The following is a 13,398-nucleotide window of genomic DNA, read 5'->3' as shown; positions in this document are numbered from 1 at the left end:
TAAGCCCCAGCGTCCTAAGGAAGCGCAGAAGAGGCGCCGCTCAGCGGCGGCGCCGTCTCGATGGGCGGTTTATAGGCCAGGCCCGGATTGGAAGTCAACACGCTCGATGAAGTTTTTTTGACGAAACGCATTTCTTTTGCCGGAAGCCCCGAAACCCGGCCGAAACGGCGCATTTTGCGGCTTTCTGACCACTCGCCGGCTCACATCCTCTCGACCGCAGAAGACGGCTGGCTCTCACAGCCCTGTTGCGCCGCAAAAAAGTTCGTCGGCGAAGATCGGCATGGCCGGGGCCGGGCTGGATTCCCCGTCGGCGGTCGGCCACTTCTGCGGAAGAAGCCCGCCAATTCCCGGCATGTAGCGTTGTTGAAACGAAAACGCGCGCGCATGTACGTGTGCGTTCCCGCGAACCCTACTTCCCAAAACAGCCGCAATCTCCCAGCACAGGAGATCGTCCACGGCTGAACGGATTGATTCCGGCTTCCGGCACGGGCATGGTCCTGGCGCGCTTTCGTCAGGATGCGTTCAAGGCGTCTTCGCTGCAGCGAGGGTCGCCATCGAGATTTCGAGACAGCCCGCAAGAAGCAACCGCCACGACATGAACGCCCATCCCGAGTTCGCACAGCCGGCCGAGCCGCTCGCCCCCGAGGCAGCGGCTCTTCTGGTCGATCTCGGGATCGAGCCGCCGATCCAGCCGGGCGATTCCCGCCAGCAGCCTTTGGACCGGCGAGGCGTCTCGCTGCGTTGGCTCTTCGCTTGCGCGCTTGTCGGTTCCTGCGGCGCCGCCCTGCTCGGCGCCGCGATCCTCGTCGCGATGCGCGGCGATACCAGCTACCCGGAACAACCGGAGACGGTCGCCGTTCGTTCCGCCTCGGCCGCAGGCGACGGCGGCGGGGCGCGCAAGGCCGACAAGCTCGTCGCCGATCAGCCGGTCATGTCGGCGCGCCACACCCTGCGCGCACCGATGTCGCAGCGCACCGGCAACCGCGAGGTCATCCGCGTCCGGCCTTTCGTCCGCCTGGCGTCCAACCTGTCGCTGACGACGGGCGTCTATGCCTCCAATATTCCGCCCTTCAACCCGCTGCGCCTCTTCGCCGAGGGCGGGCAGCCCGAGGAGCGCTATGCCGAACCGGCCCAGGACATGCCGGATGCCGACGTTACCATCGTCAAGCGCGACCTTGGCGATCTGACCCTGCCCTCCGGCAAGCCGCAGCTCAGCGATGCCGAGGTGATCTCGCAGATCGAGGAAGAGCGCGCCAACATGGCCAATTCAGGCCGCCAGCGCGCCTTGCCGATCCCGCCGCAATTGATGCTGAGCCGCACGCTGACCGGCACCGCCGCTCCGGGCAACGACATTCTGGCCTATGCGCCGGCGACTGATACCCGCTTCTCGGGCATCGAGGTCCGCGTCGTGCCCGAGAACGTCACCAACGCCCCGAAGACCCCGATCCCGGCCTCGCGCGAGCCTCTCGTCGAGGATAAGCTGCTGATGGCCAAGCGCGGCGAGAATTTCGAGCAGGTCATGCGCGGTGCCGGCGTGGCGCCCGAGCAGGTCCGCACGATGATCGCGGCTTTCGGCGGCAAGGTGCGAACCTCCGCCCTGCCCGACGGCCAGGTCCTGCAGGTGCTCTATGCACCGGGCCCGCGCTCAGGCGATCCCCGTCAGATCATGCGCGTCTCGCTGCTCAGCAATGGCCAGCCCGACGGCATCATCGCGATGAACGACAAGGGCGCCTTCGTGCCGGTCGATCTGCCGCGCCAGGATGCGGCCGGCCCGCAAAAACCGCAGCGGCGCAACACCGAGGACGGGGACGATGACGACGAGGGTTCGGGCGGCGCCCGGCTCTATGAGAGCCTTTACGAGACCGGCGCCCGGCACGACCTGCCGCGCCCGCTGGTCGACGAGCTCGTCCGCATCTTCTCCTACGATCTCGATTTCCAGCAGCGCGTCCATGGCGGCGACAATCTGGAGGTGATCTTCACCGAAGAGGATGAAGGCGAGCGCGCCGAGATCCTGTCCGCGAGCCTCACCGTCAATGGCGAGACCCGCCGCGTCTTCCGCTACCAGGCGCCCGATGACGGGCTGATCGAGTATTTCGACGACGAGGGCAAGTCGCTGAAGAAGTTCCTGCTGCGCAAGCCGATCGCCGATGGCGAGCTGCGCTCGGGCTTCGGCATGCGCTATCACCCGATCATGCGCTATTCGAAGATGCATACCGGCGTCGACTGGTCGAACCGGATCGGCACGCCGATCCTCGCCGCAGGCAACGGCACCGTGCTCAAGGCCGGCTGGTCCTCCGGCTACGGCAAGCACACCGAGATCCAGCACGCCAACGGCTACGTCACCACCTATTCGCACCAGTCGAACTTCGCCAACGGCATCGTTCCGGGCGCCAAGGTCCGGCAGGGCCAGGTCATCGGCTATCTCGGCTCGACCGGCCTTTCGACCGGCCCGCATCTGCACTACGAGGTCCTGGTCAACGGCAATTTCGTCAATCCGATGAAGATCCGCGTGCCGCGCGGGCGCGAGCTCCAGGGCACGACGCTCACCGAGTTCAGGCGCCAGCGTGACGAGATCCGCGGCCTGATCGAGAAGGCTGGCGGCACGCTCGCGCAGTTGCGCTGAGCGCATGACGACAAGGCGTTACAACCTCCGCCCCGCTTTGGCTGCTTGACAGCGCGCTCGCAAGCGGACACCGCGGAGGCAGGCGTTCCTCTCTCACGCGAGTTCCGAAGCCATGCTCGCTTCCCTCCTCGTCGTCCTGCCCGTCTTCGGGCTCATCGGCCTCGGCTATCTCGCCCGCTGGAGCAAGCTCCTGCGCGAGACCACCGGCGAGGGTCTTTCCGATTTCGTCTTCGTCCTCGCCGTGCCCTGCCTGCTGTTCCGCACGCTCGCGAAAGCCGATATCCCCGTCACCCAGCCCTGGGGCTACTGGATCGCCTATTTCGCCGGCCTCGCCGTGGTCTGGGCGCTGGCCATGGTCATCGCCGCCAGGTTCTTCGCGCGCAAGGGGCCCGAGCTTGTCGTCTCCGGCTTCGCCGCCGCCCAGTCGAACACCGTCTTCGTCGGCGTGCCGATGATCCTCAAGGCCTATGGCGATGCCGGCGCCGTGCCGCTCGGCCTGCTGCTCGCGATCCATCTTCCGGTCACGATGACGGTCGCAACCCTGCTGGCCGAAGGCCGCTCGGCCTCGATCCCGCAACTGATCAAGCGCCTGTTCACCCATCCGATCATCATCGGCATCCTGCTCGGATCGGCGGTGCGTCCCTTCATTGCGTACATTCCCGAACCGGCCTGGACGCTCGTCGATCTGCTGGCCGGCGCTGCCGTGCCTTGCGCATTGATCAGCCTGGGCATAGCCATGCGCCGCTACGGCCTCGAATCCGGCCTCGCCCTGCCGGCTGTGCTGAGCGGATTGAAGCTCGGCCTGCATCCGCTCCTGGTTTACTGGCTGGCGACGCGGGTCTTCGAGATGCCGGCGCACTGGTCGGGCGTTGCCGTGCTGTTCGCTGCCTGCCCCTGCGGGATCAATGCCTATCTCTTCGCCGAACGCTACCGGCAGGGCGTGGCCGATGCGTCGAGCGCGATCACGCTCTCGACCCTGCTCTCGCTCTTCACCACCGCAGCCTGGCTGACCTTCCTCGGCGTCGGCTGAGCCCTCAAGCGAAGCCGAGCTGCCGGCGGATCTCTGCCACGCTGATCCCGTCGGCGCGCAAATCCGCAAGGCTTTGCGAATCCCGGCTCTTGGCCAGCTTCTGCCCGTCATCATCGAGCAGCAGGTGGTGGAAATGATAGAGCGGCGTCGGCAGGCCGAGCAGGTTCTGCAAGAGGACATGGACGTCCGTCGCCGCTTCCAGATCCTGGCCGCGCACGACATGGGTCACGCCCTGCAAGGCATCGTCGACGGTGACGGCAAGGTGATAGCTCGTCGGCACATCCTTGCGGGCGAGCACGACATCGCCCCAGCGCTCAGGCGCGACCGGGACGGCCTGCCTGAAATCCGCGACGTCGAAAGCTGCATAGCTGAGAGGCCGCTTCGCAGCGGCGAGCGCCGCCGCCATGTCGAGCCGCAGCACATGCGGCTCTCCGGCCGCGATGCGTCGCGCCGCCTCATCCGGATCGAGCCCCTTGCAGAGGCCGGGGTAGAGCGGCGCGCCATCTGGATCGACCGGCCAAGGCTGGCCGGTCGCGGCTTCCCGCGCGGCCACAGCGCTGCGAATCTCCTGTCGCGAGCAGAAGCAGGGATAGACCAGCCCGCGCTGGCGTAAGGCAGCCAACGCCCCAGCATAATCGTCGAAATGCGCCGATTGCCTGCGGTGGCCCGGCTCAAACCGGATACCGAGCCAGGCAAGATCCTCTTCGATCCCCTCCACGAATTCCGGCCGGCAGCGGGTCAGGTCGATATCCTCGATCCGCAGCAGCAAGCGGCCGCCGAACCGACGCGCCAGCGCCTCATTGGTCAGGGCCGACAGCGCATGGCCGAGATGGAGGCGCCCGTTCGGGCTTGGGGCAAAGCGGAAAACGGGTGGAGAGGGCGGCATTGCTCCTGTCTAAAGCATTTTCGAGCGAAGTGGACACCGGTTCGCGTGAAGAAAATGCGTTAAAACAAAGGCCTAGAGCAATTCCGCGATTCGGAGAATTACGGAATTGCTCTAGGCCTTGCATCCGCCCGCGCCAAGCGGCTCCCTGCTGACGAAAGCCGTCGCCTCTGCCATCGATACCCGGATCATGATCGAGAGAATCACATCCAACGCCGATCTCGAGGAAGGCATGGCCGCCCTTATCGCCCTGCACCCGGACTGGCAGCCCATCGTCGCGCGCACCGGCCTGCCGCCCTTGCGGCTGCGCGAGGGCGGCTTTCCCGGCCTCGCCGCGATCATCGTCTCCCAGCAATTATCGGTCGCGAGCGCGCGCGCCGTCTGGAACCGGTTCGCCAGCGTCTTCGTCCCGCTGACGCCCGAGCGCGTGCTCGCCGCGACGGATGACGACATGCGCCTGTCCGGCCTGTCGCGGCCGAAGCAGCGCACGCTGCTTGCGCTTGCAAGCGCCCTCGTCGAGCGGCGCTTCGCCTTCGAGGCGCTTGAACATGCCTCCCCCGAGGCGGTTCACGCGCAGATGACGGCGATCTCCGGCATCGGCCCCTGGACGGCGGATGTCTATCTGCTGTTCTGCCTCGGGCATCGCGACGGCTTCGCGGCCGGCGATCTCGCCATCCAGGAAGCAGCCCGCCACGCCTTCGGCCTCATCGCCCGCCCGAAGCCGGCCGAGCTTCAGGCGATGGCGGAGGCCTGGCGGCCCTGGCGCGGCGTCGCGGCGCGGCTGCTCTGGGCGGATTACGCCCTGCTGAAGCGCCGCGAGGGCATCAACGCCTGAGATACCGGCCCGAAGGGCGCGGAACGGCCTTTCAGCCCCGCGTGATCTGGAGCGCCGTCTGCGCGGCCGCCTTCAGCATCCCTGAATCGCTCATCACCGTCACCATGCGCGCCCCCATGGCGAGGCCCTGCTTGGCGCGCTCCGCCGTCGCCGCATAGAGCGCAACCGGCTTGTTGGCCGCCGACGCCCGCGCGACGACATGCTTCAGCGCCTCATCGACCTCGCGCGCGGTGGCATCGACCTTCGCTCCACCGGAGAGCGCGATCGACAGGTCGGACGGCCCGACGAACAGCGCGTCGATCCCGTCCAGCGCCAGAATGTCGTCGACGATCGCCATCGCCTCGCGTGTCTCGATCATCGCGAAGGTCATCGAGAAGCTGTTGGCGGTCTTGAGATAGCTGTTCTGGTCAAGGCCGGAGGCGCCGAGACCGCCATAGCTACCCCAGCTCCGCTCGCCCATCGGCGGATATTTGGCATAGGCCGCGAAGCGACGGGCATCCTCCATCGTGTTGATCATCGGCGCGATCACGCCGGAGACACCGCTGTCGAACAGCTTCGAGACATTCTGGAACTCGCCGACCGGAATGCGCGCGATCGCCGGCTTGCCGGCGGCATTGATCAGCGGGATCGCGCGGATGACCTCGCCAAGCGTGATCGGCCCGTGCTGCATGTCGAGCGTGATCGCGTCGAAATCCTCTTGCGCCAGGATCGCCGCGATCGACGGGTCCGGCAAACCGCACCAGGCCGAAACGACGCTGTCACCCCGGGCGAAACGATCGGCGAGGGAAGCGAGGACGGTGGGCTTGGCCATGATGCGTTCATCCGTGTCTGGCCGCATTTCGGGCGTTGCGGCGGTCGATGCAGGTTGAACAGTCTCAGGCCGGAAAAGCAAACGGGCGCCCATGCGCCCGTTTCAAAGACGTCCTGCGTCAGCCGGGATGCAACCGGCCTGGGAGCTTAGCGCCCGGCCTGGATGTCGTCGGCCGCCTTGATCAACAGCTCGGTCATCACGGTGCGGATCTCGGTATCAGCGACGGTGACGCTGGCCAGCGCGAAGTCGTTCTTGACCTTGCGCACTACGTCCTCGTCGCCGGCCTCCTCGAAATCGGCCACGACGACCGACTTGGCATAGGCCTCGGCGTCGGCGCCGCTCTTGCCGAGCTTCTCGGCAGCCCAGAGCCCGAGCAGCTTGTTGCGCCGGGCGGTCGCCTTGAAGCGCAGCTCCTCGTCATGGGCGAACTTGTTCTCGTAGGCGTCCTTGCGCTGGTCGAAGGTCGTCATGCGGCGTCCATGTCCTTGTCTGGGGAATATGTCGCTCAACCATATAGGTTGCTCGCGAGGCGAGAGCCAGCCTCGATCAGGGTCTTCAGCGGTCTTTAAGCGTCTGGAAGCCTCCAAACGGCGATTTGTTGCGTTTACGGCGTAGACACTCCATATAGCAGGCGCGAGAGCACCGCCGGTGTTCCCGCACGCAACCGGCGCCGCTGCCGCCGCTGGATTCGTACCCGACGAGTCCGACAGGCCGACGACGCTGGACAAGAACAGATCAGGGGCCAGATCCCGCCGCGAGACCATCGCGTCCAGAGAAGGGCCGACCTTTGGATTTCCTCAAGCCACGGTACATACCCATGAATCGCCGCCGTCGCATTTACGAAGGCAAGGCGAAGGTCCTCTATGAAGGACCCGAGCCCGGTACGCTGATCCAGCACTTCAAGGACGACGCCACCGCCTTCAATGCCAAGAAGCATGAAGTGATCGACGGCAAGGGCGTGCTCAACAACCGCATCTCCGAGCACATCTTCTCGAATCTCAACGACATCGGCGTGCCCACGCATTTCATCCGCCGGCTGAACATGCGTGAGCAGCTCATCCGCGAGGTCGAGATCATCCCGCTCGAGGTCGTCGTGCGCAACATCGCCGCCGGCTCGCTGGCGACCCGCCTCGGCCTCGAGGAAGGCACGCAGCTGCCGCGCTCGATCATCGAGTTCTACTACAAGAACGACGCGCTGAACGACCCGATGGTCTCGGAAGAGCACATCACTGCCTTCGGCTGGGCGACGCCGCAGGAGATCGACGACATCATGGCGCTCGCCATCCGCGTCAACGACTTCCTCTCCGGCCTCTTCCTTGGCGCCGGCATCCGCCTCGTCGACTTCAAGATGGAGACCGGCCGGCTCTGGGAAGGCGAGATGATGCGCATCGTCGTCGCCGACGAGATCAGCCCCGATTCCTGCCGTCTCTGGGACATCAAGTCCAAGGACAAGATGGACAAGGACCGCTTCCGCCGCGACATGGGCGGCCTGATCGAGGCCTATTCCGAAGTCGCCCGCCGCCTCGGCATTCTCGGCGAGAACGAGAACCCCGGCCCGTCCGGCCCGCGCCTGGTGCAGTGACAAGGCCGTTTGACAATTCGCTGCGGGGTGTCGAATGGCGGCATTTTTGAGAACCGGAGCGGAGCGTACATTTGTACGTGAGCACTGGAAGCGCAAAAATGCTGTCAGTCGACCGCCGCAGTAGAATTGGCAAACTGGCCTTGAAAGCCATCGCGGCGCCATTATCGCCGACGAAACGGGAGCGCATGCGCTCCCGTTTTCATGTCGCGGCCGTGCTTCTGGTTGGCAGCCTCCTGCTCGGCGCCTGCTCGCATCATTTCGGAGCAGGCATCGCCGACCTGCCGGCTTCCCACGGCTGGCAGCCCCTGCCGATCGGCTCCTGGGTGCTGAATGACGGGCTCGAAGCCCGCTCCATGGTGTTCTGCCCGCGCGAAAGCTGCACGCGCCAGGGCTTCGCTGCCGTGATCGCCCTCGAAGGCGAGCAGGCCCGCGACATGGAAAAGGCTCTTTCCGAAAGCCCGGCGAGCCTCGGGCAGGCCTTCGCCCGGATGGCGGCAACGAAAGCGGCCGAGCGCCGCAAGGCGCAGCGAGGGCTGAAGAAAAAGCCCGACGCGAAACCGGAAGCCCGCAGCGCGACCGACGTCGCCCGCATCGCTTCGACTGATGCCAAGGGCGTTCTCGTCACGATCCGCTCGCTCGATACCGCCGGCCGTCAGGCCGTCGCCGCGATCTTCTATGGCCGCGAGGCCGACCGGCTCGTGCTGGCGCTTGCCGTCAGCGAGACCGCCGAGGCTGCCCGCCGCGATGCCGAAGCCGCCTGGCGCAGCCGCTGATTCACGTGAAACGGCGGGAAACGGTTGAGCCCGCTTCGATTCGCCGTTAAGGCACCCGTAACAATCCGCGTCCGGAGAACCCCATGAAAGCCCGCGTCACCGTCACCCTGAAGAACGGCGTGCTCGATCCGCAGGGCAAGGCGATCGAAGGCGCGCTGAAGTCGCTCGGCATCGCCGGCGTCGATTCCGTCCGCCAGGGCAAGGTCTTCGATATCGAGCTCTCGGGCTCGGACAAGGCCGCCGCCGAGGCTGCCCTCAAGGCCGCCTGCGACAAGCTCCTCGCCAACACCGTGATCGAGAACTACCGCGTCGAGATCGGAGCCTGAGCGATGAAAGCCGCCGTCATCACCTTTCCCGGCTCCAACCGTGACGGCGACGTCGCCAAGGCGCTGAAGCAGGCCGGCGCCGAGGTCACCCATATCTGGCACGGCGACAGCGAGCTGCCGGCCGGGACCGATCTCGTCGTGCTGCCGGGCGGCTTCTCCTATGGCGACTATCTGCGCACCGGCGCCATCGCCGGCCGCGCCCATATCATGGATGCCACTCGCGCCCATGCCGCCCGCGGCGGCTATGTTCTGGGTATCTGCAACGGCTTCCAGATCGCCTGCGAGGCGGGGCTGCTGCCCGGCATCCTCGTGCGCAACGCCCATCTGAAATTCGTCTGCAAGCGCCAGCACCTCAAGGTCGAGCGTAACGACACGCCCTATACGAGCGCCTATGCCAAGGGTCAGGCGATCGATGTTTGCATCGCCCATGGCGAGGGCAACTACATCGCCGATGCCGAGACGCTCGCCCGCCTCGAAGGCGAGGGCCTCGTCGCCTTCCGCTATGCCGATGCCGAGGGCAACGTGACCCCGGCGGCGAACCCGAACGGCTCGCTCAACAACATCGCCGGCATCTATTCGCCGGGTTTCAACGTGCTCGGCCTGATGCCGCACCCGGAAAACCTGATCGATTCGCTGGTCGGCGGCACCGACGGGCGCGGCCTGTTCGACAGCCTCGTCGGCTCCAAGCGCGCGGCCTAAAAAAGCGGCGAGCAAGCACAGGCACGTCATTCTCGGGCGAAGCGAAGCGCAGACCCGAGAATCTCCCGCAGAATAGACCGCCCTTTTCGGCATGAGATGCTCGGGTCAAGCCCGAGCATGACGCACCGGTCACCGCGCCTTCAGCGCCCGCTGTAGCAGCTTGCTCGCGGCATTCTGGTCGAGCGGGCCGACATGCTTGTCGAGGATGTGCCCGTCCGGCCCGATGACGAACGTCTCGGGCACGCCGTAGACGCCCCATTCGATCGCCCCGCGCCCGGCGGGATCCACACCGACCGCCGAGAACGGATTGCCGAGCGCACCGAGGAAGCGGCGGGCATTTTCGGCCTCGTCCTTGTAGTTCATCCCGACGAGAGCGACCTTGCCCTGCTTGACCGCATCGGTCTCGGCCAAGCCCATCAGCACGGGATGCTCGACCCGGCAGGGCGCGCACCAGCTCGCCCAGACATTGACCAGCGTCGCCTTTCCGCCAATGAGATCGGCATTGCCAAAAGCCGGCACGGGCTTGCCATCCCTTTGCAGCCCTTCCAGCGGCGCGAGCGTGATTACCGGTGCGACGCGCCCGATCAGGGCGGAGGGCACCTTGCTCTTGTCGCCGCTGAACAGGCCGATGCCGAAGACGATGGCGAGCAGGCCGAAAATGATCAATGGCGCGAGGAAGACGAGCGGCGAACGCCGCCGCGGCGCGGCTTCGACCTGGCTCATACCGCCTCCCGGCCCGAGCGGCGGCCGGCACCGCGACGCTCCAGCGCATCGAGCGCCCGCTTCTGGGCAGCGTGGTCGCGCAGGATCGCCAGCGTCAGCCCGGCGAGAACGAGCGCAGCCGCACCATAGGACGCCAGGATGAAGCCGGCATGCGGCCCGATTGCGTCGAGAAGCGCGCTCATGCCGGCGCGCCCTGCGCCGCCAGCCGGTCGAGCCGCTCCGCTTCGAGGATCGTCAGCGTCCTGACCCGCCGGCGCATGATCTCGGCGCGCATCGCGACCATATGCAGCGACAGCGCCATAAGCGTGAAGCCGACCGCCAGGATCAGGAGCGGCCAGAGCATCGAAGGATGGATCGTCGGCCCGCCCATGCGCAGCACCGAAGCCGGCTGGTGCAAAGTGTTCCACCAATCGACCGAGAACTTGATGATCGGCACGTTGACGAAGCCGACCAGCGTCAGGATGGCGACGGCCCGCGCTGCCCGCGAGGGATCGTCGAGCACCCGCCAGAGCGCGATCAGGCCGAGATAGATCAGCAAAAGCACGAGCATGGATGTCAGCCGCGCATCCCAGACCCAGTAGGTGCCCCACATCGGCTTGCCCCAGAGCGCGCCTGTGACGAGGCAGATCAGCGCGAAACAGGCGCCGATCGGCGCGGCGGCCTTCTGCGCGACATCGGCGAGCGGATGACGCCAGACCAGGGTGCCGAGCGCAGAGAGTGCCATCATCGAATAGAACATCATGGCGAGCCAGGCGGCCGGCACATGGATGAACATGATGCGGATGGTCTCGCCCTGCTGGTAGTCGGCAGGCGCCTTGAACCACGCGAGATAGAGCCCGACGACGATCAGCAGCGTCGCGATCGCGGCAAGCCACGGCAGCAGCAGCGCCGAGAAGCGCATGAAGCGCGTCGGATTGGCGAGGTCGATCAGGCTGGCCATGATGCCGGCGATGTCAGTTGCGGGGGCTTGAGCGCCATGGCGCAGCTTTAGCAATCTCGACGGGTTCCAAGCAATGGATGCCAGGGGGATGCGACAATCACGCTTCGGCTAGGTTTCCTCATCCGGGCCGGAAGCCTCCGCACCGCCCTTGTCGACGATGCCGAACTGCTTGGATTGAACGCCTTCACCGGCCAGATCGAAACCTTCGGCGGCCAGCCCACGTCGCAACAGCTCGCGCACGGCCGCCGCGCGGCTGGGCATGCGCTTGTCGAATCGCCAGTTTTCCAGGGCCCGCAACTCGTCCTGGTTGAGCATGATCTGGAGGCGTTCGCCCCGTTCTTCGGGCGGCATCCTGTGCAACCACATCAAAATGAGTAAGTGACGATAACAGCGCTTGAGACTGGGATGCAAGCACCTGCTCCAATGCCTGCACCGACGATGGTTCCTGCAATTGACTATCTTGCTAAACCATTGAAAATATTATCATTTTTTGACTTTCCGGTTGCCCCAGCCTTTGCCTTGCGCTAGCTTCACCGACAGGAGGATCGACCATGCTGATCAAGCTGTCGGAAGACATGCAGCGCGCCGTCGAGATGAAGGTGCGCAGCAAAATCGACGAGGTGCTTGTCCTCGACGTCAACGCCACCGCCGAGGAAATCCGCCGCGCTTTCGTCGAGCGGAACGTCGCGCTTGAGGATATCGCGGTATCCGTCGCCAAATTCGCGACCCAATGCGGCTACCCGGTCGAATTCGCGCCGCAGGCGCCCCAGCGCGACTGAACCGCCTAGTCGGCCGATCTCAAGGCTGCGGCGGCAGCCACGGTGCCCACCACGATCGCGCCCAGCGAGATCGCACAGAGGATCAGGAACGGCGTCAGGAAGGGCACGGTGCCGCCGACAGCGGCATTGGCAGCCGACACGCCGAAGATCAGCACCGGCACCGTCAAGGGTGCAACCAGCACCGGCACGATCAGACCGCCACGCCTGAGGCTTGCAGCCAGCGCCGCCCCGCCCGCCCCGATAAAGCTCAGGGCCGGCGTACCGACCAGAAGTGTCGCGACCAATGGCAAAACGCCCTCACCCGGCAGCGCCACCAGCAAGCCGAGCAATGGCGAGACCAAAGCCAGCGGCAGGCCCGTCGTCAGCCAATGCGCCAGCCCCTTGGCCAGCACGGCGAGCTCCAGCGGCAGGGCCGAGGCGCGGATCAGATCGAGCGAACCGTCCTCCTCGTCGCTCTGGAACAGCCGGTCGAGCCCGATCAGCACCGACAGCAGCGCACCGAGCCAGAGAATCGCCGGACCGATCCGCGACAGCAGGTTGAGATCGGGACCGAGCGCGAAGGGCACGAGCACGACGAGCGTCAGGAAGAAGACGAGCGCCAACTCGCCGCCACCGCCGGCCCGGCTCGCGACGGCGAGGTCACGCTTCAGGATGGCCCAGAAGGCGCGTCTCACGGGCCGATCCTGACTTCGCGCGTGCCCTCGATCCCCAGCGGGCCATGGGTCGCGGCGAGAATCGCGCCGCCCTGCGCCAAGTGATCGCGCATCAATCCGGCAACCATCGCTTGCGAGGCTGCGTCAAGTGCCGAGAGCGGCTCGTCGAGCAGCCAATACGGCCGCCGTGACACCAGAAGCCGCGCCAGCGCGACGCGCCGCCGCTGCCCCGCCGACAGATAGCCGGCCGGCAATTCCGCCGCGTGGCCGAGCCCGACGACGGCCAGCGCTTCGTCCGGGGTCAAGGCGGCGTCGCCCAGCACATCCCTTGCAAAGACGAGATTCTCGCGGGCCGTCAGCGCCGTCTTCAGCCCGTCGCGGTGGCCAACGAGATGCGAGATCTCCGCGAGATCGGCCTCGTCCTCCGTCCCTTCCAGCCGGATGCTGCCGCTGTCCGGCCTCAACCTCCCGCAGAGCATCGCGATCAGGCTCGACTTGCCAGCGCCGTTACGGCCAGTCAGAGCAATCGCCTGGCCCGGTTGCAGCGTGAAGCTCAAGCCCTCGAAAATCAGCCTGCCGCTGCGTCGGCAGGCGAGATTCTCGGCGTGGAGGCGCGTCGGCAGGAATGGAACTTGCTTCAAGGCAGCGCTGCCGCAGATACGTCCGAGCTCATTTCGTTCATCTAGCGCGCTTCTTGGAATTGCTCTATAGAACCCGCGGCTACGCCGCACGCCGATCCGG

18 protein-coding genes are annotated in these 13,398 nt (G+C 66.1%); 8 read left to right on the top strand and 10 right to left on the bottom strand.

Features of this window, described 5'->3' with window-relative positions; translation table 11 throughout:
• Nucleotides 1-14 precede the first annotated feature (14 nt).
• Entirely contained in the window at nt 15-173 is a 159-nt protein-coding gene (locus AC07NY_RS25600; RefSeq protein WP_494586080.1) for a hypothetical protein, read from the bottom strand.
• 422 nt (nt 174-595) lie between these two features.
• Here AC07NY_RS25600 and AC07NY_RS25595 point away from each other — a divergent pair, with 422 nt between their 5' ends.
• Together AC07NY_RS25595 and AC07NY_RS25590 are read left to right on the top strand one after the other, a co-directional pair.
• Nucleotides 596-2,623 (top strand): peptidoglycan DD-metalloendopeptidase family protein, encoded by a 2,028-nt coding sequence (locus AC07NY_RS25595; protein WP_494586079.1) that lies wholly within the window; start codon nt 596-598, stop codon nt 2,621-2,623.
• A gap of 112 nt (nt 2,624-2,735) precedes the next feature.
• Nucleotides 2,736-3,653, top strand: coding sequence for an AEC family transporter (locus tag AC07NY_RS25590; RefSeq protein ID WP_494586078.1), 918 nt, complete (start codon nt 2,736-2,738; stop codon nt 3,651-3,653).
• A gap of 4 nt (nt 3,654-3,657) precedes the next feature.
• On the opposite strand, the gene gluQRS is transcribed toward AC07NY_RS25590, so the two are convergent.
• Complete coding sequence (gene gluQRS / locus AC07NY_RS25585) at nt 3,658-4,539, bottom strand: tRNA glutamyl-Q(34) synthetase GluQRS (protein ID WP_494586077.1); 882 nt, start codon at nt 4,537-4,539, stop codon at nt 3,658-3,660.
• 187 nt (nt 4,540-4,726) lie between these two features.
• Here gluQRS and AC07NY_RS25580 point away from each other — a divergent pair, with 187 nt between their 5' ends.
• Nucleotides 4,727-5,371, top strand: a complete 645-nt coding sequence (locus AC07NY_RS25580; protein ID WP_494586076.1) for a DNA-3-methyladenine glycosylase family protein — start codon at nt 4,727-4,729, stop codon at nt 5,369-5,371.
• A 31-nt stretch (nt 5,372-5,402) separates the two neighbouring features.
• Here AC07NY_RS25580 and AC07NY_RS25575 read toward each other — a convergent pair whose 3' ends face one another.
• A complete protein-coding gene (locus AC07NY_RS25575; RefSeq protein ID WP_492288296.1) occupies nt 5,403-6,182 on the bottom strand; it encodes an HpcH/HpaI aldolase family protein in 780 nt (259 codons plus the stop codon).
• Between the two features lie 146 nt (nt 6,183-6,328).
• Nucleotides 6,329-6,652 (bottom strand): DUF1476 domain-containing protein, encoded by a 324-nt coding sequence (locus AC07NY_RS25570; protein WP_492288297.1) that lies wholly within the window; start codon nt 6,650-6,652, stop codon nt 6,329-6,331.
• A gap of 317 nt (nt 6,653-6,969) precedes the next feature.
• Between AC07NY_RS25570 and purC the strand changes: the two genes are divergently transcribed.
• The 4 genes from purC to purQ all read left to right on the top strand — a co-directional run bounded on the left by purC (nt 6,970) and on the right by purQ (nt 9,562).
• Nucleotides 6,970-7,764 carry a phosphoribosylaminoimidazolesuccinocarboxamide synthase gene (purC, locus tag AC07NY_RS25565; protein ID WP_257735084.1) on the top strand — a complete coding sequence of 265 codons (795 nt, stop codon included), beginning with the start codon at nt 6,970-6,972 and terminating at the stop codon, nt 7,762-7,764.
• A 185-nt stretch (nt 7,765-7,949) separates the two neighbouring features.
• Nucleotides 7,950-8,537 (top strand): hypothetical protein, encoded by a 588-nt coding sequence (locus AC07NY_RS25560; RefSeq protein WP_494586075.1) that lies wholly within the window; start codon nt 7,950-7,952, stop codon nt 8,535-8,537.
• 83 nt (nt 8,538-8,620) lie between these two features.
• Nucleotides 8,621-8,863, top strand: coding sequence for a phosphoribosylformylglycinamidine synthase subunit PurS (purS, locus tag AC07NY_RS25555; RefSeq protein WP_047580918.1), 243 nt, complete (start codon nt 8,621-8,623; stop codon nt 8,861-8,863).
• 3 nt (nt 8,864-8,866) lie between these two features.
• Nucleotides 8,867-9,562, top strand: coding sequence for a phosphoribosylformylglycinamidine synthase subunit PurQ (gene purQ / locus AC07NY_RS25550; RefSeq protein ID WP_494586073.1), 696 nt, complete (start codon nt 8,867-8,869; stop codon nt 9,560-9,562).
• A 129-nt stretch (nt 9,563-9,691) separates the two neighbouring features.
• On the opposite strand, the gene AC07NY_RS25545 is transcribed toward purQ, so the two are convergent.
• From AC07NY_RS25545 to AC07NY_RS25530, 4 genes are all read right to left on the bottom strand, one after another.
• The gene (locus AC07NY_RS25545) at nt 9,692-10,285 is read right to left on the bottom strand and encodes a DsbE family thiol:disulfide interchange protein (protein WP_494586072.1); all 594 of its coding nucleotides are present in this window, start codon (nt 10,283-10,285) and stop codon (nt 9,692-9,694) included.
• Nucleotides 10,282-10,467 carry a heme exporter protein CcmD gene (gene ccmD, locus AC07NY_RS25540; protein ID WP_494586071.1) on the bottom strand — a complete coding sequence of 62 codons (186 nt, stop codon included), beginning with the start codon at nt 10,465-10,467 and terminating at the stop codon, nt 10,282-10,284. Before ccmD ends, AC07NY_RS25545 begins: the two co-directional genes overlap by 4 nt.
• On the bottom strand, nt 10,464-11,225 hold the full coding sequence (locus AC07NY_RS25535; RefSeq protein ID WP_494586070.1) for a heme ABC transporter permease: 762 nt from the start codon (nt 11,223-11,225) through the stop codon (nt 10,464-10,466). The genes ccmD and AC07NY_RS25535 overlap by 4 nt, the downstream gene beginning before the upstream one ends.
• A gap of 108 nt (nt 11,226-11,333) precedes the next feature.
• Nucleotides 11,334-11,576, bottom strand: a complete 243-nt coding sequence (locus AC07NY_RS25530; RefSeq protein ID WP_494586069.1) for a hypothetical protein — start codon at nt 11,574-11,576, stop codon at nt 11,334-11,336.
• A 200-nt stretch (nt 11,577-11,776) separates the two neighbouring features.
• On the opposite strand from AC07NY_RS25530, the gene AC07NY_RS25525 reads away from it, so the two are divergent.
• On the top strand, nt 11,777-12,004 hold the full coding sequence (locus AC07NY_RS25525; RefSeq protein WP_494586068.1) for a hypothetical protein: 228 nt from the start codon (nt 11,777-11,779) through the stop codon (nt 12,002-12,004).
• A 5-nt stretch (nt 12,005-12,009) separates the two neighbouring features.
• Here the strand turns inward: AC07NY_RS25525 and ccmB are convergent, their stop codons facing one another.
• The gene (gene ccmB / locus AC07NY_RS25520) at nt 12,010-12,678 is read right to left on the bottom strand and encodes a heme exporter protein CcmB (RefSeq protein ID WP_494586067.1); all 669 of its coding nucleotides are present in this window, start codon (nt 12,676-12,678) and stop codon (nt 12,010-12,012) included.
• A complete protein-coding gene (gene ccmA / locus AC07NY_RS25515; RefSeq protein ID WP_494586066.1) occupies nt 12,675-13,298 on the bottom strand; it encodes a heme ABC exporter ATP-binding protein CcmA in 624 nt (207 codons plus the stop codon). Before ccmA ends, ccmB begins: the two co-directional genes overlap by 4 nt.
• Nucleotides 13,299-13,398: the final 100 nt, after the last annotated feature.

Source organism: Allobosea sp. GW821-FHT09G06 (assembly GCF_059416005.1).
This window is presented reverse-complemented; position numbering and strand designations above follow the sequence as displayed.